Below are 22428 nucleotides of genomic sequence, written 5' to 3'. Positions count from 1 at the left end.
TGGCCTACGACAACTTACCGCAATGAATCTGCATTGATTATTAATCTCAAACAAAACATTAGTTATCCAACTCCAATGTTGCAGCCATCACCAGTAACGCTCGCCACAGCGCCCTGTTTGGGCCGTTTAGATTGGAAAGTTTCAGGCCTATACCACTGAAATTTGAGCTATTCCTGACAACCCAGCTAATGCTATATCTCCTCAGCAATATATGCACCGCTTCGGTATCGGTTTTCTTGGAGAGGGTCGCAACTATTTCAGCGCCCATAAACTTGGCTAAATCCGTGATCGCCCTCAACTGCTCTCCCTGCATCACATCACATGTCCACTGCGCTGCATTGGCCGTTTCAACCCATACGGCCAAGGCATCGACAAGAACGGTTTGCTCTGACGCTGTCATCACTGAAAACCGCTTTTGAATTTCCATCAGTCGAATACTGAGCACATCGGTCTCTCGCCGATACTGGTCAACCTGCTGACTGCTGGATGCCAGAGCCAGGGGATCATCTGATTGCGTCGCTAACCTGTAGCCGTCGTAGCCCGTTCGCATTTCTACGGCCCGAGCCTTTCTCAGGATGCTACTGGAGGCAGCCTTATCCAATCCCAGATTTTCAGCTATAAACTCGATAGGCTGGCCGCTGTTGCGAAATCGGCGCAGCAGCATGTCGACATCAATCAGGCGCGGCCGGCGCATGTCAGGTAACGAACCTAGCAGGTCAGCGATCGTGACATCCTGCGGCAACTGTGTGGAAATGGCCGGCTCTGGTATCGGAGGTAATCGCCCCTCAGATGACCTGCGTGTAGTTCGCCGACGTGTGCGTATTGTCGCGCTCGCGACCTGCTCAGCGTAGGCCTTGGCGTGATCAGAGAGCTGCGGCACTGTTCGATATAGAGTTGCCAACTGATCCACACAGTGGGTGTAACTGCCCAAGGTGGTTCGCTCAGAGGCATGACCTGCAGCAACCGCAATACTTCGCAGCGGAAACCCTGCAGCATCACCAAATAATTCCGACTCGGCTTTGTCCGACAAATGCTCAGAAAAGCCCGGGATTGGCAGCACGGCCTGCGCTGCCACTGCTCGTGTCACCCAGCCATGGCGCAGATGATGAAACCGCGTGCGGCGATCACCCGTTACCCGACGGAGCAAATCGTTGAGGAGCCTGCCGGCCTCCGCCCGATCGAGCAGATCTTGAGATCCTGAGCGATCAGCCATGAGCATCGCACCAGGGTTTTCACTAAAATCGGCCTCACCTGCTGCGAGCAGGCGGTCCAGCACCTGCTGTTCCAGTGGATCCAGTCTTTCTGTCAGCAACAAAACTCTGACACCCGCCGGCGATTTTACCTCGCCATACATCGCGTTATGGACCCAGACATACACACACTCTCCATCACGCTGCACATCGGTATAAGCCAGCCTGAGCGCCTCGCCAAAACGCAGGCCAAAGCGGAACCCGAAAATGAGCAGACCAGCATACTGCCATCGCCGGCGGTCTCCGAGTGTCGCCTCAGCAGTTATCACGGCCAGTGCCCGTCTGTACTCCGCTGAGGTGACAAGGTTTGCATCGGCAAAGCCTGGCTGCGCAACACCACCGGCGGCAGCCATTATGGCGGACCAGTCAAGATCCTCCAGAAGATACGCCTCCCGCAAAAACGCATGCATTTCGCTCAGTCGGCAGGCCAGCTCAAACCGTCGCTCGGGCTTTTCTCGCTCAACGGCGCGCAGATACAGCTCCTCGTACGCGACCTCATCCAGACTCCCCACATCCAGGTGGGTACTCACTGGCAGAAGACGCGAAGAGACCAGAACGGCGTATTTTTCAACCGTCGCGAAGGCCAGATCCCGCTTGCTTCGTGTTCCGTGCTGACACAGATGAACCGTCCAGGCAGCCAGCATAACGGGCAGTGCTGACCACCCAGAGTCTATAGAGGCCTTCTGCAGGAGGTCCGAGAGCATTCGTTTGGATCGCTTCCTAGCAGACAGATTGCCAGCCCGTTCAGCATGTCTAGCCTTGGAAATCAAACCGCGGAGCTCATACAGAAAAGCACGCGACTCACCCTCAGTGTGCCGCTGTTTGCGCGCCTGGCTGGTCGATGGAGACCACAGTTCCAGGTTGGCATTACTGATTTCTGGCAGTGCCTCGTCAGGCACAAGTTGCCGTCCTGTCACCACCCTCACCCACTGAGGCAGAGGGAGCGATACTGCCGGAACATCACCGCTCAGGCATGAGGCTACAAACCCGGGAATCTCAAGCACAGCTGCAGCCCGGGATGATTTAGCCAACCACTCAAACGGGCAGTTGATCGCAGAGCCACCAATGCCATTTAGGAGGGATTTGATGGCCTTTTCCAGAGCGGCTTTTCTGATTACCAGACCCGGTGCAGCGGCCCTGAAAAGGCCATGGATTAGCCGCTGCGATACCTGATCAGGGAACCACCTGAAAACAGCCCCTTGACCAAGAGGCAAATCAACAAATTCATGCCCATGCAATCGATAGGTATTGCCGTGCACCACATCGCCCAGACACTTCAGTCTGGCGGCATTGGCCAAGCCGCCAAACAGCGCAGCGCTGACAACAATCTCGGCAACCCGCACATGAAAATCAGGCTGCGCCCCTTTTTTACCCTGCTCTGTCAGATACCCGGTAAACGCGATTCTTGCACGCTGCGTAGCCTGATAGCTCTCCAACGTGTCAGCATTAAACGGTGAAGGCTCAACATCGATCAGACGCACTCGGGAAACTCTTCGCAGAGTTGCCAGCCCTCCGGAACGAGTTCGCAAATAGCGATAGAGCAGCTGAAGCCCCCAGTTAACCGAAACGCCTCGCTTAGGAGCCTCAGCGACAATCTGCTCTACTATCTGCTGAACGGCATCGACGTCCAGCGGGGAACCCGAAGGGAACCGCTCTTGCCATAGCGCCCTGAACAACTGTGCAGCAGTGGACTTCTTCTGATTGCGTTCGGCCTCACGCCGCTGCGCGCCAAAAACCGACTTCTCTGCGGCAGCAGTTTTTGACGGTATTTCAGGACGATGCCTGATTCTCGCACCGTCAAGCGGTGATGGAACGACAGTCCAGCCAGCGATTTTCAGGCCTTCATTCAAAAAAGGCCGTATCTTTGCCAGCGTCTCCAGCACCGAGCTGGTCGACGTCGATCCCAGCGGGTGATCTATCCCATCTGTATGCCCCAGCTGAATGCTGACCCAGTCAGCCCGCTGAGAGGCATGCAGCAGCGTGTTTGCCGTGACGTGCCGCAGCAGATTTATCGGTATTCTCCAGCGGTCTTGCCAGCGTAACGCCAGGGCTGACGGTGTTACCCGATCCCAGCCATCCTCACTCTCACGCAGATAAAAAAATAGTGGCATGGGGGTGCCGCCTTCGGCCAGCATCCAAATCTGCGACGCCAGACCGCTCGCCGGCGCCTTCGCGCTTAGCTTGGATGCCAGCAGACGCAGGTAAGCCGAATACATTCTTACCTGCTGCGCTGCCATATCCGGCAATGCCACCAACCGCCAGGCCCGACTGTCATCACTGACCTTGTCACAGATCAGCAGCAGCCCCAGATCCAGTTCAAAGTGACGCAGCTCACTGAACGGCTCCCTGACCGCTCGATGCCCGGTACAGCAAAACAGCACCGCCGTACAGTAGTCGACAAACGCATTGTGCCGATCAGCCAGGCTGGCATTACTGGAAATTGCATTCTGCAGCGCCTTCAGACTGGCTTCGGGCAGCGCGTTAACCACTTGCGGCTTAGGGTAAAACCCCGTAACGGCTGATCTGCTCATACGGCTGACAGCATGTCCTCAACGACCCCACGATAGCGATGCTGGAGCTCTTCCAGGCTGTGGACCACGTAATAACTGATCATCGGCGATACCTGCTCAGGCCCGGACGCCAGATAGTGAACGAGCGCGAGATCCCGGTATTTGAGGGTCAATTCGATTGCCAATGCTGCAGGAATTCGCTCGTAACGAATACGCGTGTAACGCCCACCGGCACGGACCCGATCCAATAGGTTTTTTACATGCCCTCTGGCTGAAGCCTCGTCAACATTCAACGCCTCAGCCAAGGTACAACCTCGCCGCTGAATACATGCTGCCACCCAGGCTGACACGGCCTGAGGCAACTGCAACGTCAGTACAGGCTCTTGAGGGAGAAACAGCTCGGCAACCTCCGCGTCAGGTGTATAGGCATTACTCGGGAGCCGTATCTTTCTCCGATACTCGCCGCCAACGTCAAAGACACCTTCCGGTCCAATAGGCGTCTCAAGCAGATTTTCCAGGGGCATGCCCGTGACGTATATCAGCGCCACAAGACCTGCGGCCAAACGCAGGCCCGCATCCTCGCTGTTCATGTATTCGCACAGTCGTGAAGCTAGCCAACGACGTTCAATCACTGTTAGACGGGTATAGGTGTTAGGGGTTAACCGTTGATGCCGGGAAATCCAGTGACGTGTTTCACGCGCTTCTGCATCAATTTCCTGCTCAGACGCCAGCTCATCCTGATCAATCTCCTCAGGCGAGACATGCAAAGCCACTGCCTTTGGCGGTTCCGCCGTTTGGCTGTCTCCGGGCTCAGTGACCAGCAAACGGTACGACGGAATCGCATCTTTGATAGCAGCCCCCGGGGATGATCGCCGCTCCGCCACATCGGGTTGAGCAATCACAGCAGCAGGCTGTTCCGGCGTTGAGGTGCCTGCTGATGCAAGCCGTTCAAGAAGATTGCGCAGTCGCTTTAGCGGGTCATCGTCCGTAACGGGGAGCGTATCAATAAAGACACTCCACTCAGACCAGTCCCCGGACACATCCAGGGGCAGCTTCGCCATACTTGACCGCGGGTTACTGTTGGCAATCAATTGCCGAAGGTCGACGGCCAGACTGAGGATTCCCTTGGCACTTTGCTGTTGAATCAGTACCTCGAGAAAGAGGCGCTGAGTCAGCAAGACCTGTTTTCCCAAGCCGCTCATGGGCTCCTGCAGCAGAAAGGCTGGAAGAGGATATTTTTTGAATTTCCCCCCAAGCGGATTACCGGCACGGGTGGTGGCATCTACTCGCGTCCAGACCAGCTTGTTCTGGTGACGCTTACCTGCCTCTTGAACGGACGCCAGCGCCTCGACCCAGTCATTGACCGGCGTGGATTTGGCAGGTATCGACGACAATACAGCCAGCACGCGCTCAACCAGATTCACGGCTGCGGGAAAATCATTATCAATGCCCAGTAGATCTTCAATCTGTCGAACGGTTACTGCATGTGGCGAATCTCCCAGAATGCTTGTAAGTACGCCACTAGAATCCTTGAAGTAGTCGTATCCCTTCTTTGCCTGCATTGATCACCTAAACCAGAGAATGGATCTTTAGTCGAGGCTAGCAAGGCTGGTCGTAAGCTGCCAGTGGGTTGCGGCACTAAAATCATCTTGGGCATCATGATGACTAATCAGCCTTGGGTTGATGCCTCCATGAGGCTAGGCGTGATTCATGCTTGTGAACTGGTATTCGTTGAGGATTGGTCGCAAAAAAGCCCCCGCAGAATGATTCAACTCAGACGATTTTCAGGCTTGCTTGGAGCCTTCCCAGCTGGTCATGTTCGATTGATTCAACGTTTGGTTCAGCCTAACTTCTAATACAATGCGGGGGCTACCTTAGAGCAGCTTTATGTCATGCGCGCACACATTCCATGCGCCATATTCTGTGCCAACTCTCTGAAGTAAAATTCTCACCAGCTTCAAATCCGCATAATACGGCACAGATTTACATTCTTAATAATTCTTTTATTTCAACAGTATAGCCATAGAACTTGCATTAGTGACTTTTAATGCATAATAAAATAATCCTGTGCCAGATCATTTTTTCTGCCCTCCGAAGGCAGGTTCGAATCCTGTCGGGTGCGCCATTTCCTCTCGTTGTAATCACTTTCTCAGCCACACCTCCAGCTGCTCCCTGTGCTCATATCAAGCGTTGTAGGCGAACTGCGGCGGACGACTTGACCGCCCGTGCATCAGGCGCGAGCATGCAGGCACAACAAAAACAGTTTCAGGGAATCATTCATGTCCGCCTTCGAGCGCCGGTGTTTTGCCGTGGCCGTTGTACTGGGGCTGATCTACCTCGCTTTACTACCTTTCCAACCCTACCCGCTCAGCTGGCTACTCAAGCCTATTCCCATGCTGTTGTTTGCCGTGCTCGCCTGGCGCGCATATCCCGGCAAGATCGGCGTATGTCTGGCCGTGGGATTTGTTGCCGCAGCGGCGGGAGACTTCTTTCTCGACTATGGTGCCCGGGACGGCCTGTTTATTCAGGCGCTGAGTGCGTTTCTGATCAACCAGCTGGCATTTATCGCTGGCTTTGCGCTGATGGCCAGAGGCAAGCCCTGGCTGCGCTGGCGCATGCTACCCGTCACGCTGTACAGCCTGCTGCTCGTCCTGTGGCTGGTTCCCGCCGCTGGGGCCTACCAGATACCGGTAGCAATCTATTTATTGTGCCTTTACACCATGGCGTTCATGGCCTGCCGGGTAAATGACAAGGTAGATATGCTCTGGCTGGGCGCCATGCTATTCGTGATTGCCGATTCGCTGATTGGGATAAACAAGTTTGCCCAGCCCTTCACCTATGCCATCCCGGTAATCGTGATCTGTTACTTCACGGGGCAAACGTTGATTGTTTTGGGGGTAGTGAGGCTGAACGGGCAGGTTAGCGCTTTAACCAAGTGAGCCATTGGGGCCGCCGTCGGTGAGCGCGGCGCGGATTATGTAGGCAAGCCCGTCCACGTGCGCTAACCAGATTGGTATTCAAGCGCAGGCGGTGCTGAGACGACCTTTGAACACCTCTTTCAAGGCGCGGGGTTGCGCAGCGACAACGAACCCCCCGCTTTGGCGAAAAACCAGGTTCCGAGAACAATGCCGCATCAGTGCGCAGAGCAAATCGTGTCGAGATTCCGATCACAGCTACTGGGGCGGCTATCGAAAACTAAGCAGCACACTCATTGGCGCGCTACCTTCATGGCTTTTGTAGTCGACCGGCCCATAGTATGTGAACGGTGCCGCTTTGCCGTTGCGCAGTTTGTTCTCACGCACAAATAAATGCACGGATAGCCCAAGACGCTCATGATTGATCAGTTCTAAACCGCGCTTACCCGCGGGTGTCGTTGAGGCCTGGCTCTGCCAGTGGAAAGTCGTTTCATCAACCCAGTGATCGACGTAACGATGCTGAGCGGCTTTTCCCTGCTTATTGAGCGTGACCAGCAGAACATGGGCGCCGGCTTCCTTTAAGAAAACGTGACCGCTCTGCCAGTTTCCGGGATTAAATTCTGTACCGAATAAAGCAGGAATGTCCTCTCGCAACAACTCTTGCCCGCGGGCCATCTCCAACGGTGAGATAACATCATTGAGCCGCGCAAAAGTTCTAAATTGCTCAGCAAACTCTGGTGTGACTGCAATATCATCATATTCAGGGTTCGCGGCTTCGAGAATATATTCACCGGAAGACTTTCTAACTGTTCTTAGCAAGTACTGAGTGTCTCCAGCTTCGTCCAATCTTTCAATGGCCAACGTGGTGTCAGAAATAGCCCCCGCCGATTCTGAGCTGATTTGTTCCAGTAATAGGTAATCCCCGTCATGGATAGGACGTTTTCCTCCATTCATGGAATCTCCAGAGGCTCTAGCAATAAAATGTCTGTCCCGGTTCAGCCGGCCATGGCCGCTTCCAATAGATCGGTACTCCACATCTTCTAACTGATCGACCGTGCTGTTTCTGAAGTGGCCACAGGCGATTTTCAATGTTGGAAAATATGGAAGCGCCGTATCGCTAGCCAACATAGGGATGACGTTGTTCGAGTTGCCAATATCGGTTTTGGAGCCTTGTCGTGCTTCATAGGAAGCTATTCTGTAATCGATGAGTTCTTGGACCATAGACTCGAATGTCGCTAATGAAGATGACTCAACGGTGAACGCAGGCTCGAATCGCCCTTCTACGACGTGAAAAAGAACAGACGACTTGTTTGTCCAATGGTCTACCGGGTTTTTTCTCCAATACTGCTGCCATTCAGTGGAACCACCATCGAAGTGACGAACCGATTCGGCTACCTCAGAAAATAATCGCGGCCGGCGTTTCAATATTCTCCATGATTCCTGTGCAAGCGCAGGGAGATCTGCCGCTTTCTCCCAACCATTGACTGCTTGAAACGCTTCTAGAAGTATCATTTTGAATGACTTAGTCAGGGAGGTTTTCTCGACTTCCACAAAAAACCCTTCATGCGCGGTCAATAGCGCCTCTTCCTTTTCGGCGAGGTCACCCATGGTATTTAGCAGACCAAACCAGCTTCCGTGCTGCTTCCGAGTCTGGGTAATATTCGCACCAAAATGATAATACTCGGTGAGTGAAGGCCGCCGACCAAGCGTGTCTTTCAGCGCCTGATAGTCCTTCTCTGCGCCCTTCTGATCTAACCCTTTCAGAAAGTCGATCACTTCCAGATCATAATTAACGAAGCAGCCTTCAGGAAGGTCGAGTCTATTCTGCTCAGCCCTTCGAGCGAACTCAGCCAGCTGCCGAAGATTCATCGCCTGTCCCATCAGAGCCTGAGGCTTATGAAGAAAGCTCTGATGATTTCCGACGAAATCAAGAATTACGAGTCGTTTTTTGCCTTGGCTCTTACGCAAACCTCGACCGATTTGCTGAAGAAACAGAACCTTCGACTCTGTCGGCCTAAGCAACAGAACCGTGTCAATCGCGGGCAGATCCACACCTTCATTGAACAAATCAACGGAGAAAATTACATCCAAGCCACCGGAGTCAAGTAACTCCAGAGCCTCGCCCCGAGACATTTCAGAATCGCCGTGATCTGACACCGCCCGCACATCATGTTTTTGAAAGTACCTGGCCATATAGTCAGCGTGTGTGCGAGATACGCAAAAGGCCATGGTGCGTAGCTGTTTATGTTGACTCCAAACCCTAAAGGCGTGGCGCGCTCGCCCCATAGTAGCGAGTTTGTTGGCCAATAATTCCGGATCAAACTTACCGTTCCGCCAGGGGATTGCCTGATACTCGACGGTTTCATCGTAGATACCGTAGTAATGGAAGGGGACGAGAAAATTGCCCCGAACACCATCAAACAAAGGGCACTCATATACAAGGTTGTCGTCACAGAGCGAAAGAATGTCAGAGCGGTCAGATCGATCAGGTGTTGCCGTCAACCCTAACAAAAATTGTGGTGCAAAGTGTTTCAAAAGGCGGTGATATGTCGGTGCGGCCGCATGATGAAATTCGTCTACGACGATATAGTCAAAATGCTGCGGAGCAAACCGCTCCAAATGAGTCTCTTTGCCCAGTGTTTGAATGGATGCGCAGAGGATATCGACAGAGCGGTCCCGCTGCTTCCCCATATAAAACCCAACGCGGCTATCTGGCTTGATCCGAACAAATGTCTCCGCCGCTTGGTACAAAATCTCTTCTCGGTGCGCCACAAAAAGTATTCGTCGCGCACCCAACTGTTTGGAATCGAAGGCTGACAACCACGTTTTTCCAAGCCCCGTTGCCAGTACCACGAGACCTCTCGTGTAGCCTTCCTCCCGGGTGGCATCTAGAGCTTTCAGCGCAGCCTTCTGAACTGCATTAGGAGTTGGCAGAGCTTCCTGCTCCATGCTTCCAGGCGCAACGGGCTGAGGCGGAGGAACCCGCCGCCTTGCATATCCATCAATCCAATTATCTGTAAGCGGAACCACTTTCGGGTGCCGGAACAACTCATCAAAGCGGTTTACAGCCTCCAAGTAGCCGGTGTCCGGCGGGTAATCCACCTGATAGTTCCACTCCAACCCGTCCTGAAGCGCTTGCCTACTGATATTGCTTGAACCAATAAAGGCTCTCCCCCAGTGACTGCCGCCACGGCGGCCCGCAAAGAGATACGCTTTCATATGAAAGCTACTGCCCTTACTTTCATAAACCGCAACTTGTGCTCCATGGTCTTGGAGCAGGGACAACTTGCGCAAGGCTTCTGGATCGGTGATATCTAGGTAGTCGCTAGTAAGAATTCGTACCCTTGCCGGCGCGGGTTCCCTCTCTTTTTGCAGCACATCCAGAAGATCGGGCAATAACAGGTTCAAGCCGGTCGTTTTCACGAATGCCACAGCCATATCGACCTGATTTGATGACCGGATCGCATGACAGAGTTTGGGCAGGAAATGATGCTGACTCCCACCTACTGTCAACCGCTCATGTACTGCGGGAGCTTTGTGCACGAGTATGTTTAGCCACTGCTCGTCACGATCTGGTCGTTGATCCTGGGTCCGCCAGAATTTTATCTCCAGATCCTTCTCGATGCATTCAAACCACAGAGCGGCTCTTTCTTCGTTAGCATCTGTGAAGTGCCTCCCATCGCTCTCTCGTTCGCTCTCGCCGAATTTGAAACTGGCATACAGGGTTCCCCCGGGCTTAAGAGCCATCCAGAGACGACCTAAAACGCTGGGAATCTGATTTTCAGGAAGGTGTAGCAAGCTTGCACAAGCCCATACGCCGTCGTAAACGGAGCGTTCATCCACATCAAGGAAAGACCGATGAGCAATTGGCAATCCAGTCTTCTGTTGTGCAAGGGCAGTTATCGCCTGCGATGCATCAAATGCAGAAATACGATAGCCCAGGCGATGAAAGTGCATGGCGTCGCGGCCAGAGCCGCAACCCGCATCGAGTATGTGGCCACCCGCGGTTACATCTGCGAGGAAGACGCGATAAATACCGTCCATCGAAACATCGAAGGTCGAATCCACGAACGCTTCGGCATTGGCATCGTAATAGCCCAGCGTATCGGACATGCGGTAGTTTCCTTACTGCTGATTCGCGCCTGATTTGTGTTCGCCAGGTTACCAGTGGTCGAGATATTGTCCAGCGACGTGCTTTCATGGGAACGGGGCTCCTCCGGCAGCTAGCTCTACTCCGCTACGTTCAGCAGCCCATGGTCAGGGGAAAGCGCTATATCCCGCTATTCCTTAGCTAAAAGGCCATTCCCTCCCAAAAAACGAAACCTCCCCCCTTTTCCAGGTCATACAAAGGCAAGCGGCGGCGTTGGGTCGCCAGCAGTATTGCCAGAGAGCGTGATAGTGAAGCGTACCAAGTCCCATATTCCGGTTTTCCTGGCTGCGGCGTGTTTGTTTGCCGCTTCCGTTGTTGCGGCCGAGCCGCTGCGTATTACCCAGCTGCAGCGCTGCGGGGATGTGCTGGACACTCAGCAGCCGACGTTCTGCCTGCAGGCCAGCGGTTTAAGCTCGGGTGACTGGCAGGCCAGGCTGAACGGTGCGCGGATCGAGCAGCGCAGCGGTGCCGACGAGCTGATTCGGTTTCAGCTGAACGCGGATGATGTTGAAAGCGGTCCGCTGTGGCTGGAGCAGAACGGTGAGGCCAGCAACCCGGTATGGCTGAGTCTCGGTTCAAGCTATGTGCTGGCAGCTGGTGAAGATGAAGTCGCTGAAAATTCCGATGGGCTGACCACCTATCTGGATCTGGTCAGCGTGATTATCGAGGAACAGCACGACGGGGCTGAAGAGGCGCGCCGACTGGCAGATAAATACGACGCCGAGGTAGTCGGCGCAATCCCGCCGCTGAACACCTATCAGCTTCGGTTACCGGCCAGCAATCTGGATGAGCGTGACGCTATGGTGCTGCGCCTTGGGAACGAGGTGAGCGTGGACGCGGTTGTGATCGAAGAGTCCGGGGCGGAGAAAAGTATTGAGCGCGACACGGATACCGCTTCTGCGAAGGAAAATGAGGAGTGGGCATCCAATCGGTTCATGGATGCAGTGAACTTCTATCAGCGTCGGCTGAAGGCGCGCGATGGCAGGATCAAGACTCACCCGGTCCGCCTGGGTGTGATCGAGCGGGATGTGGATTTCGATACCCCGGACTTTGCCGGTTACTCCGGCGATTGCCGCAAGAACACAACCCGCACCTGCGTATATGCCCCCGATGCAGGCAAAGCCGATGGCCACGGCACTACGGTGGCCGGCGTTCTTGCAGCCGGGTGGGACGATGGCGGAAACAGCGGCTTTCTGAGCGCACTGGACAAGGTCGGGCCGGGCTTTGATGTGATCGTTGATCGTGGGTCGGATGCGGGAATCACTGCCAATATCGCTGCGTCGGTCAATCTGGTGCAGGACGGTGCGCGTGTTCTGAACTGGAGCTGGGGCATTCATCGTGTAGGCGCGATTGACGTTAACGGTGACCCGATTGATTCACTGGTCCGCTCCGGAATTGCCATGAGCGGCTATGAAGAACTGCTCGAAGAATTCTTCCTGTGGCTGCGCAGCGAGCACCCTGATGTCGTGGTGGTGAATTCAGCGGGTAATGGATCATCCTTTTCCGGGCGCGATGAGTATCGGCTCCCCTCGTCCTTTATTACCGACCAGCTGTTTGTAGTGGGCGGTCACCTGCGCAGTGACGAGGATGTCAACGTAGCGGACCCGCAGTACGCCACTCGCCGCAAGGCCTCAAACATCGATATGCGGGTCGATATTACCGCTGCAGCCTGCGTCCAGGGCTCTACTCCAACACCACACAAAAAAGGCGCCGAGCACTGTGGTACGTCCTACGCCACGCCATTGGTCGCCGGGTTGCTAGCGGCCATGCTGTCCATCAACCCCGATCTTGAGCCGGATCAGTTACGCATGTTGCTGCGGCGCAGCGCCATGACGATCGGTGAAGAACACGATTTCGAACCGATGGAAGCTGACGACCTGACCGCGCCGATTCTGCCCTCCGAGCGTGGCAATGATTTGAACAATCCTGAGGTAGGCCACTCGGCCAGGCTGGATATGTATAAAGCACTGGATCTTGCGGTGCAGAGTCTGGATAGTGTGCGGTGAATTTGAACGAACGGCCGAGCAGATCTGGAACCCGTGAAGCATTTCGGGCTTTCCAACTGGTATTGTCGAGACCTGTCCCGTGTACGCGACAGACGCTTTGAACCTATCGCGGGTTCATCCACTCGAAAATCCGGGCACATAGCTCCTTCGGCCAGCACTTTACGCCACTATTTTTGCCTTCAGGAACACCCCATGAGCGAATCAGCCCCTCGCAAATCCCCTCGCCCCCGTTTCACCACTGGTGTAATAGGCCTGGACACTGTTTTGCGTGGAGGCATGATCCCCGCTGCCGTCTATATCGTTCAGGGCTCCCCTGGCGCAGGCAAGACGATCCTGGCGAACCAGGTGTGCTTTCATCGGGCGACTCTCGGCGAGCATTCTCTGTATGTGACCTTACTTGCCGAGTCCCACGACCGCATGGTTGAACACCTGAGCGGGTTGAGCTACTTCGATGAAGATCAGGTGCCAGCGTCGGTCTACTATGAAAGCGCATTCAGCGTGCTGGAACAGGAAGGGCTCGACGGAATACTTCGACTCCTGAGTCGCGAACGCAAAGCCCGCAGCGCGTCGCTGATCGTCCTCGATGGGCTGTTCGTGCTGGAAGAGAGCGTCCACACGGAGAGCGACTTTCGCAAATTCGTCAATAACCTCTCGACCTTTGCCAACCTCACCGACACCACCATCCTGTTGTTGACCAACAGTGCGCGCGGGCCGCATAGCCCCGAATACACCATGGTCGATGGCTGGTTCGAACTCGGCAGGCAGCAGATTGACTACCACAGCCACCGTTATTTTCAGGTGCACAAGTTCCGGGGGAGCGGCTTTATTTCAGGCAACCACATGGCAAGCATTTCCGACGAAGGGATACGTGTGTTTCCTCGACTCGAAAGCAGCCTGGGGCGCGTGCGCGGGCCGGTAACCGACAGAACGAATCTTTCAACGGGTATCCCCAGCCTGGACCGGATGATGGGCGGCGGCGTTCGAACAGGATCTGCCACGCTACTTGTAGGTCCGTCCGGAATCGGTAAAACAACGCTCGGGCTGCAATTCATCGCGCAGTCCGCACCGCACGAGCCGGGATTGATCTTCAGCTTCTATGAAAGCAAAGATGACCTGATCGACAAGGCGCAGTCCCTCGGTATTGAACTCGAGGCCCTGATCCGCGACGGTATTGTTGAGGTGGTCTGGCAACCGGCTACCGAAAATACGCTTGATGAACTCGGCTATCGATTGCTGGAGGCCGTACGTCGGCGCAACGTCAAACGCCTTTTTGTCGACGGCATCAATGCGTTCCAACAGTCTGTGGCATACCCCGATCGGATCGGACGCTATCTGGCCGCATTAACCAACGTTCTCCATACGGAAGGCGTTACCGTGGCCTGGACCATGGAAACCGAGGAGCTGATGGGCGGAGAAATTCGCTTGAAGTTCGGGTCTATTTCGGCGGCAGCTCAGAACATCCTGTTGCTGCGCTACCTTGAACTCGACAGCTCGACCCGGCGCTCGATCTCCGTGGTGAAAGTACGTTCCAATGCCTTTGATCCGGCCATTCGCGAATTCTTCATTACTGAGGAGGGTGTCGTTATTGACGAGCGGTTCCGGCGAATCGACGACGTCCATACCGAGCATGGGCATCCACGCCGGATCCAAGGCGACAAATAGATGAGCCACTCTCAGCTCACCGAAAACACCCCATGCATTCTGCTCGTTGATGACGAACCCAGCATCCTTTTCACGCTAGCGATATTGCTGGAGGAAGAAGGGTATCGGGTAATCAGTGCCGACCATGGGCGCGATGCGCTGAGTCGTCTGGCAGAAGAGCTACCCGACCTCATTATCACTGACTTCATGATGCCCTACCTGACTGGAGCGGAGCTGATCGAGGCGGTGCGCGCTGAGCCGAAATATGCGGGCATTCCGATTCTGATCATGAGTGCTGCGTTACCCGCCGGCATCGACCCTCACGAAATCGCCGATGCCTATTTGCAGAAGCCTGCCGACCTTGACGAGCTGCTCAGCGTTATCAAGCGATTGCTCCAGGCCTGAGGCACCCCGGGCTCAGTACTGCAAAATGCCTTTTCCCGATCGGGCTAATCTGCTGTTGCTTGACATCAACTCAGCGTCAAATATCAACCTTCTCTTTTACAACCCGGTTCTCAGACTTCTATAACGACGGCATCAATCGGCCAGAAATTCAGGCCTTCGCTGATGAGCACGCCGTTACTCAACGTATGAAGTTTGCCGTGATGGATAATCTTGAGCGGTTTACGACCCAGTATGACCGCGCCCGAAGCGATCATCTGGTCAACATAGGCACGCATCTTGGGGTCCTGCCGGCGCTCGGCCCTGGCTCTGGTCATGCTTGATTCCCTGGATCTGGATGAAGACGTAATATTGGCGATATCAGTTCGCCACTATATATCCAAGCATTAACCGTGCCAGTGCTTTTCAACGAAAACCACCAAGCCACTGATGCGCTTCGTTATACGACGCGTCAGGTGTAGGGCATTCCACAACACGCTCAGCTGCGTACGAAGCGGCGATTGCATTGACGCGACGGTCACTCTTGCAATGTGCGGCTCAGCTCAAACCGATAATCATGCCGCTCCAGCGGTCCGTCCAGGCCAACCTGGTAAGTATCGACTATCACCTGGTCATCATCCATCACCGTCAGCAACCGGAACATCGGCACGTGGTGGTCTTCGTTCGGAATCTTGGTGCGTTCCAGCGCGGGGATATGCAGGTGGTGCACGCCATCGAGCTGTTTGGAGTGGTCGGTGCGGTCCATATCCATGTGCAAATCGCCTGAAATCATGGCGATCAGGTTGGGCTGGGCGCTGATCTCGGCGAAGCCGGGGTGGTGGATGCCCTTGTCTTGGTTTTCCGGGAAGGTGCCGGCGGGGGCGCCGTGGGCCACTAACAATACCGGCTTGGGATGCAACTTCTGGATCTGCTGTTTGACCCAGGCCACGCCCTCATCGTTGAAGTCTCGACCTTCATCCGGTGACGCCATGACCAGCGCCAGTTGTTCGAATTCCATCACGTAGCTTGGACCCTCGATCTCTACCTTGCCTTCATTCCAACGCTGGGCGTATCCCATATAACGTTCGACGGTGGAGCCATGCTCTTCATTGCCCATGATCGGGTAGAACGGCAGGTCAGGCGTTGCAGGACCGGGGTGACGGCTTCGTACTGCAGCTCGGTGCCTTTGTGGGCTATGTCACCGACGCCGATCACGAAGTCCAGATCAAGGGTATCGCTGAGGTGATTGACGTGGCCGACCGCGGCAGCGAGGCCGGGGAATTCAGCCTTGGGCTTGGGTTCGGCGTCGCCAAGAATGGCGAAGCGCAGTATCGGTTCAGCGGCGCTGGCCTGCGCCGGGGCTAATGCGCTGCTGGCGAGCAGCACGCAGGCGGGAATCAGGGTGCGGAGTTTCATGGTGGTTCCTTATCAAGTGGATAATCAAGCGTGTGGTTTTGAGGCCGTTCATCGAGCTGGTGCTCGACGTTCCCAGGAGTTGCCCCGCGGGTCCCTTGGGCGTTCAGCGTTCCTGGGGGGATCGAGCACCACGGGCCGCGATCGGACTCGACTATTCGGTGCCGGGTACAGCGCCGGATTTCAGCTGCCGATCACCTTGCCCTGGTCATGGGTAATGACAACGGTGGTGGACCGGGGACGGCTGTGGCCGTCGCTGGCGGGATAGCTGATATCGGGATGCTGGACGTTGACCCATAGGGTGCGGTAGTCAGGTGTCCAGGTGATGCCGGTGATTTCGGCCCCCCGCGGACCGACCAGGAAGCGGCGCACTTCCCGGGTCTGTGGGTCGGCGCAGAGCAGTTGATTGCATCCAGTGTTGACCGTGTGCGCCGCCTCTTCATCGGAATCGGTCTGGATCCACAGCCGCCCTGCGCCATCGAAGGCAAGGCCGTCGGGGGAAGAAAAGATGTCGCCGTTAATATTGCCGATCAGATTATCCGGTAGCGGCTGGCCGTCAGCGTCCGTTGCGCCGGGCCGGTCGCCAGCGAGCAGAAACACATCCCACTCGAAATGCGTGGCGGCGGGGTCGGCATTGGCTTCCCGCCAGCGCAGTATCTGTCCGTGCTGGTTATCTGAACGGGGGTTAGCGGCGTCGAGTGGAAAGCGTTCGCCCCGCTCGCTGTTGTTGGTCAAGGTGACGTAGACCTCACGGCTCTCCGGATGCACCGCGACCCATTCCGGGCGATCCATGGGCGTGGCGCCCAATACGTCAGCAGCGCCCCGTGCGTTCAGCAGCACCGCCTGTTGGTCGGCAAAACCATTGTCAGGCGTCAGTCCGTTCGAGCCCCACAGCAGCGGCAGCCACTGGCCCTGCCCGTTTGCATCAAAGCGCGCGGCATACAGAGTGCCGCTATCGAGAAGCTGGCGACTGGCTTTGGGATTGGCCGCATCGTGGCGGCCATCGGGTACGAATTTCCACACGTACTCACCGCGGGCATCATCCCCGGAATAGATCGCCATGCGTCCGTCTTCGCCCAGCGAGACGACCGAGCATTCCCGCCCCAACCGGCCCATGGCAGTGCGCTTGATCGGTGTACTGTCGGGATCGAAGGGGTCGATTTCCACTACCCAGCCGAAGCGGTTTGGCTCGTTCACATGGCCTAGATAGTCCTGCGCTGGATCCGGTGTCGCATCGAAGCGCGGATCCACCGACTCCCAGGCGTAGTAGGCACTGCTCTGGCCCTGGCCGATGCCGTAGCGCTGATGGGTTGGGCGGGCGGCATGGTCTGCGGCGTCGCGGTTAACGAAGTAGTTATGAAAGTTCTCTTCGCAGGTCAGGTAGGTGCCCCAGGGCGTAACGCCCATGGAGCAGTTATTCAGCGTGCCTAATATCTGCGTACCGCTGGGGTCACAGGCGGTGCGCATACGCAGATCGCCAGCCAGCGGGCCGCTGATGGCCATAGGCGTCATGGCGCTAATACGACGGTGCAGGCGCGAGCCGAGCACCCGCTGCCATTGGCCGTCGGCGGCGCGGTGGATTTCCAGCACGCTGACACCATGGGCGGCCTGCTCCTTGCGCACCTGGTCGAGCGGGCGCTGCCTGCGGCCATTATCCAGCTCAGTGAAAGTCAGGCCATGGGTATGCAGGGTGGGGTTGATGTATTCATGATTGATCACCAGCAAACCATGGTCGTTGGGCGCATCCTCGAAGGGGAAGAAGTGCATGCCGTCGTGGTTATCGCCCGCTTGTAGCAATTGCGCCTGCCAATCCTGGGAGGCGTCGTCCAGCCATTCGGGTGCAGCATCCAGCACCGCATCGCCCCAGCTGAAGAAAGGCCGCGCGCTGTAACCCTCGGCCACCAGAATCTGATCGAACGCCGGCGAGGTCTGCGCGGCGGCGCCGGTAAAGCCCAGCAGCGGGCCGGCCAGCTGCACACCGGCGCTGCGCTGGCAACCCAGCAGGCTACCGCCAAACAGCCCAAAGGCAGCTAGCGCCAGTCCGCCCTTGAGCACCTGCCGCCGGCTGCGGCTGATGATGGTATGCAGATCCGCAGCCTCGCTCGGGTTAAGCCGGCGATCGTCAACCGCCTGCAGGTCGGCGTGATAGTGCTGATGTCCCTGTCTCATGTTCTGTCCGTCATTGAATGCGATAGCGAAAGGTGTTGCGTACATTGGGTACGGCAACCGCCTGGCCATTGATGATGCGTGGCTGATAGCGGAAGGATTTGGCTGCGGCCAGCGAAGGGCGAATAAACATTGGATCATCGCAGGCGCCCTCCACCACCTCGGGGTCGCTGACCCGGCCCGAACGGGTAACCGTGTAGGACACGGTGCAATCCCCTTCCAGTGCCTGGTCGAGCGCGCGACGCGGATAGGCTGGCGGCTTCTTGCTGATCGGCTGGTACTGGGCGATCTCCGCCGCTTCAGCAGCGCGGCGGGCTGCTTCGGCTTCTGCCAGGGCATTGGCTTCGGCCTGGGCGGCGAGGCGCTGCTGCTCTTCACGGGCGCGTTGCTCGGCCAGCTCACGCTCCTGTTGTTCGCGGCGGGCCTGCTCTTCCCTTTTTTTCTCTTCCCGCTCCTGTTCACGGCGTTGTTCAGCCAGACGCTGTTGTTCCTCCCGCTCACGCTGCTGTTTTTCTAGCCGCTTGCGAGCAATCTCGGCTTGGTCTATCTGCGGCTCGGGGGCGGGTGCTTCGGCGACGACTGGCTCGGGCTCCGGTTCGGGTAGCTGTTCTGGCAACGGGGCAGGCGGCTCGGGTGCCGGACTGGGCATGGTGATCAATTGTGTGACCATGACCGGTTGCGCGGCGCTGGCTGGGGCCTGCGGTGACCAGCTGTTCCACAGCATCAGCAACGCAGCGGCATGCAGCAGACTTGTGCCCAGCGCCGGAACCAGCCAGCGCTCCCCCCGGCGAGACGGGCGTGAAGGGGTGGTGTGTATCGGCTCATTCATGCTTCAGGGCGCCTCGGTTATCAGGCCCAATCGACTAACACCACCCTGCTGCAGGGCGGCCATGCCCTCTACCACCAGGCCATAGTCGGCATGCTGATCGGCGCGGATGAACACCTGGGTGTCCGGCCGAGCGACGACCAGCGCGCTGATGCGTTGGCGCATTTCGTCCAGGGACTCGCTGCTGTCGGTGTATTCCTCAGTGTTGACCGTATCGTCTTCATTCCAATGGTAGTGGCCTTGCTCATCAATCGACAGGGTGACTATGTTCAGCGGGTCGTCGCTGGGCAGCGCCTCACTGGCAACCTTCGGCAGTTCGAGCTGAATGCCCTGGGTCAGCATGGGTGCGGTGACCATGAAGATCACCAGCAACACCAGCATGACGTCGATATAGGGCACCACGTTCATATCCGAGTTGAGCCGCGCCTTTTTACGAACCGGGCGCATGGCTCAGCTCCCCTTCCGGTTGTGCATCCGGCGATGCAGGATGGTAGAGAACTCCTCAGCGAAGGTGTAGTAGCGGTTGATCAGACCTTCGCTGCAGGCGGCGAAGCGGTTGTAGGCAATCACCGCCGGAATCGCTGCAAACAGGCCTATGGCCGTGGCGATCAGTGCTTCGGCAATGCCCGGTGCGACCGTGGCCAACGTCGCCTGCTCAGTCTGCGACAGGCCGATAAAGGCATTCATGATGCCCCACACGGTGCCGAACAGACCGATATAGGGGCTGACCGAACCGACCGTGGCGAGGAACGGCAGATGTTTTTCCAGTCGTTCCTCCTCCCGTGCGATGGCGATGCGCATGGCTCGCTGCACGCCCTCCATTACCGCTTCCGGTTCGGTTTCCTGGTGGCTGAGCTGGGCAAATTCGCGGTAGCCGACATGGAAGATCCCCTCCACGCCGGGACTCTCTGTTTCCTGGGCACGGTACAGCTGGCCCAGATCGGTCCCCTTGGTCCAGAAGCTGCTCTCGAACCGCGCCAGCGAGCGGCGCGCCGTGCCCATCAGGCCGCTGCGCTGAACGATGAGATACCAGGAAGCGAGCGAGGCGAGGACCAGAATCAGCATGACCAGCTGTACCAGCAGGCTGGCATCAGTGATCAGGGCCCAAGGTGTCATGCTGTGACCGGTAGTTGGCATAGGTATTTCCCTCAGTCCAGTTGCAGTGCGGCGGCGATGTCCTGCCACGGCACGTATTTGTAGTTCTGGTTGGTTTCCGGCATGCGTTTGCGGCCGTCCTGCACCACCAGCATGCCCTGGCTCCATTGGCCACCGAGGTTGGCCGAGGTCACTTCCAGGCCGTCCGTCTCGGATACGCCGTCGATACCCAGCTGGCTGTTGAGACCCAGGCGGAAGCTGCCACGCAGCGCAAAGGGCGGCTCGGCATCCAGCACCACATAGCTGTCGTTACCCTGGCTGGAGATCACCAGATAGGGATGCTCGGGATGCTGATAGAGGGCCAGGCCTTCGATGTCGGCCTTGATCGGCGCGTCGACGCCGATCACTCGGGTCATTTCGGTGGAGGCATCCTCCCCTGCATCCAGGGCCCATACCGCTGCGCCCTCCTCGCCAACGAACAGGCGCTGGCGCTGATCGTCCATCACGCAGCCCTCCGGCTGGCTGGCCACGGCAAATTCGCGGACCAGTTCGCCGCTGATCTCGCCGCTGCGGCCATCCAGGCGGTATTGCAGGAAGCGCCCATCCTTGTCGTTGGGAATGGCATACAGCGTGCCGTTCGGACCCTGGCCCATGCACAGGCCGTAGATTTCCTGCAATGGCGTCGCAATCTGACCCAGGTCGCGCAATTCGCCCTGCTCGGGATCGATGGCAAACAGATGCAGGCTGTTGTGATCGCGGTTGCTGGCCACTGCCAGGTCAACACGCTGTTCACCCAGCTGGAAACCGCCGCGCACATCGACATTATTCAGGCGACCAACCGACAGATACTGCAATTGCTTGCCGTCCAGGTCGTACACTGCCAGGCCGTTGCGCTTGTCGGTACCCAGTACCCGTGAGGCGCCAGGATTGCTCGGATGCAACCAGATGGCCGGATCATCGGCAGCGTCGCCGACACTGGGGATGGGGTCGGTCTGCACGCTGGGCAGCAGTACCGGCACCGGAGTTTCGGCGGGCCGGGCTGCCAAGGGCGAGTCAATAACGCTCTGGTAGAACCTGCCGTCATCACCGTCGACCATCAGCAGTTGAGCCTGGCCGTCCTGAACGCGCGCAGTCAGTCGCTCCGGCTCGATCACACCTTGCAGCGCAATCGGTGCCAGGCTATTCCAGCCGTCGTCACTCAATTGATAGCTATGCAGCTGGCGGGCGTCCGGGTCCAGCGCCAGCAGTCCACCGGGTATCACCGCCAGACCGGCGACCATGTCCTGAAGGCCGCCGAAGGGCGCAACCATATCCACCGGCTGGCGGCTCAGTTCGGCCTCGGGGTGGGCACCATAGGCCCAGATGCCGACGCTCTCCTCGCTGACATACAGCAGGTGCTGCTGGTCATCCACCGCGCAATGCTCGCTTTTCGGCGGCAGACGCAGGCTACGCACATGGGCGGCAGAACCCAGCAAGCCGTTGACGCTGCCGACCAGCCACTGATCGCCCATGCCTTCTTCACCCACGATGAACAGGTGCAGATTCTGCGACTCATCCTGGTACAGGCACAGGTTCTCGATGCGGTAGTCACTGCTGGGCAACACCAGCTGGCGCTGCACGACCAGGCTGCCGGCATCGGTTTGCAGCAGGTTTGGCTGCTGGCTGGCGGCCTCCGTGGTGGCGATCAGCAGCTGATTGTTCTGGTGGCGGACATCCAGGGTGGTGAAGTTGCCGGGGTGCTGCGCCAGGCGCTCGCCGCTGGCGTCCAACAGCGAGATGCCATCGGCGTCGGCTGCAAGCCGGTTGGCGGGTAGGCCCCCCTCGGTCGCAAACAGATGCCAGGACTCGGCGCGGGCAGCGTTGCCGGGTGCCCAGTGTTCGAGTGCCATGCCAGCTTGGTCTACAGCGATGTGAGTAGGCGCCGCATCGCTACTGTCGCCGGTAGCTGCGGAGCAGCCCACCAGCAGACTGGACAGGGCCAGCGCTGCGAGGGGCTTCAAATGAAATCCTTGGTACATATGCAATCCCGTGCTGTGAGGATGGGGCAGCGCCAGCATGATGCAGGCCGGCGCTGG

The 22428-nt window shown here is 57.2% G+C and carries 15 protein-coding genes; 4 read left to right on the top strand and 11 right to left on the bottom strand.

Annotated elements, in window-relative coordinates:
• Positions 1-58: 58 nt before the first annotated feature.
• On the bottom strand, positions 59-3466 hold the full coding sequence (locus G3M63_RS05140; protein ID WP_163982070.1) for a hypothetical protein: 3408 nt from the start codon (positions 3464-3466) through the stop codon (positions 59-61).
• Positions 3467-3777: 311 nt separating this feature from the next.
• Positions 3778-5322, bottom strand: a complete 1545-nt coding sequence (locus G3M63_RS05135) for a hypothetical protein (protein WP_163982069.1) — start codon at positions 5320-5322, stop codon at positions 3778-3780.
• A gap of 717 nt (positions 5323-6039) precedes the next feature.
• On the opposite strand from G3M63_RS05135, the gene G3M63_RS05130 reads away from it, so the two are divergent.
• On the top strand, positions 6040-6699 hold the full coding sequence (locus tag G3M63_RS05130; RefSeq protein WP_163982068.1) for a lysoplasmalogenase: 660 nt from the start codon (positions 6040-6042) through the stop codon (positions 6697-6699).
• A 246-nt stretch (positions 6700-6945) separates the two neighbouring features.
• On the opposite strand, the gene G3M63_RS05125 is transcribed toward G3M63_RS05130, so the two are convergent.
• A complete protein-coding gene (locus G3M63_RS05125; protein WP_163982067.1) occupies positions 6946-10788 on the bottom strand; it encodes a DUF3427 domain-containing protein in 3843 nt (1280 codons plus the stop codon).
• Positions 10789-11094: 306 nt separating this feature from the next.
• Here G3M63_RS05125 and G3M63_RS05120 point away from each other — a divergent pair, with 306 nt between their 5' ends.
• The 3 genes from G3M63_RS05120 to G3M63_RS05110 all read left to right on the top strand — a co-directional run bounded on the left by G3M63_RS05120 (position 11095) and on the right by G3M63_RS05110 (position 14877).
• On the top strand, positions 11095-12831 hold the full coding sequence (locus tag G3M63_RS05120) for a S8/S53 family peptidase (RefSeq protein WP_163984186.1): 1737 nt from the start codon (positions 11095-11097) through the stop codon (positions 12829-12831).
• 192 nt (positions 12832-13023) lie between these two features.
• The gene (locus tag G3M63_RS05115; protein WP_150300042.1) at positions 13024-14493 is read left to right on the top strand and encodes an ATPase domain-containing protein; all 1470 of its coding nucleotides are present in this window, start codon (positions 13024-13026) and stop codon (positions 14491-14493) included.
• The gene (locus G3M63_RS05110) at positions 14494-14877 is read left to right on the top strand and encodes a response regulator (protein WP_150300041.1); all 384 of its coding nucleotides are present in this window, start codon (positions 14494-14496) and stop codon (positions 14875-14877) included. It abuts the gene before it with no gap.
• 110 nt (positions 14878-14987) lie between these two features.
• Here the strand turns inward: G3M63_RS05110 and G3M63_RS05105 are convergent, their stop codons facing one another.
• The 8 genes from G3M63_RS05105 to G3M63_RS05075 form a co-directional block, all read right to left on the bottom strand.
• Positions 14988-15191, bottom strand: a complete 204-nt coding sequence (locus G3M63_RS05105; protein ID WP_150300040.1) for a hypothetical protein — start codon at positions 15189-15191, stop codon at positions 14988-14990.
• 200 nt (positions 15192-15391) lie between these two features.
• Positions 15392-15931, bottom strand: coding sequence for a hypothetical protein (locus G3M63_RS19450; RefSeq protein ID WP_218573657.1), 540 nt, complete (start codon positions 15929-15931; stop codon positions 15392-15394).
• The gene (locus tag G3M63_RS19445; protein WP_218573656.1) at positions 15895-16269 is read right to left on the bottom strand and encodes a hypothetical protein; all 375 of its coding nucleotides are present in this window, start codon (positions 16267-16269) and stop codon (positions 15895-15897) included. Before G3M63_RS19445 ends, G3M63_RS19450 begins: the two co-directional genes overlap by 37 nt.
• A 180-nt stretch (positions 16270-16449) precedes the next feature.
• A complete protein-coding gene (locus G3M63_RS05095) occupies positions 16450-18435 on the bottom strand; it encodes a PhoX family phosphatase (RefSeq protein ID WP_163982066.1) in 1986 nt (661 codons plus the stop codon).
• Between the two features lie 10 nt (positions 18436-18445).
• A complete protein-coding gene (locus G3M63_RS05090; protein WP_163982065.1) occupies positions 18446-19261 on the bottom strand; it encodes an energy transducer TonB in 816 nt (271 codons plus the stop codon).
• Between the two features lie 3 nt (positions 19262-19264).
• Positions 19265-19705: a protein TolR gene (gene tolR / locus G3M63_RS05085; protein WP_150300036.1), complete on the bottom strand. Its 441-nt coding sequence runs from the start codon at positions 19703-19705 to the stop codon at positions 19265-19267.
• A 3-nt stretch (positions 19706-19708) separates the two neighbouring features.
• A complete protein-coding gene (gene tolQ, locus G3M63_RS05080) occupies positions 19709-20374 on the bottom strand; it encodes a protein TolQ (protein ID WP_150300083.1) in 666 nt (221 codons plus the stop codon).
• Positions 20375-20406: 32 nt separating this feature from the next.
• Positions 20407-22371, bottom strand: coding sequence for a phytase (locus G3M63_RS05075; protein WP_371923529.1), 1965 nt, complete (start codon positions 22369-22371; stop codon positions 20407-20409).
• Positions 22372-22428 lie beyond the last annotated feature (57 nt).

The sequence above is a fragment of the Pseudomonas sp. OIL-1 genome (assembly GCF_010669185.1).
Classification (GTDB): Bacteria; Pseudomonadota; Gammaproteobacteria; order Pseudomonadales; family Pseudomonadaceae; genus Halopseudomonas; species Halopseudomonas profundi.
The sequence above is the reverse complement of the archived record's forward strand: the minus strand, read 5'-3'. Positions and strand labels throughout refer to the sequence as shown.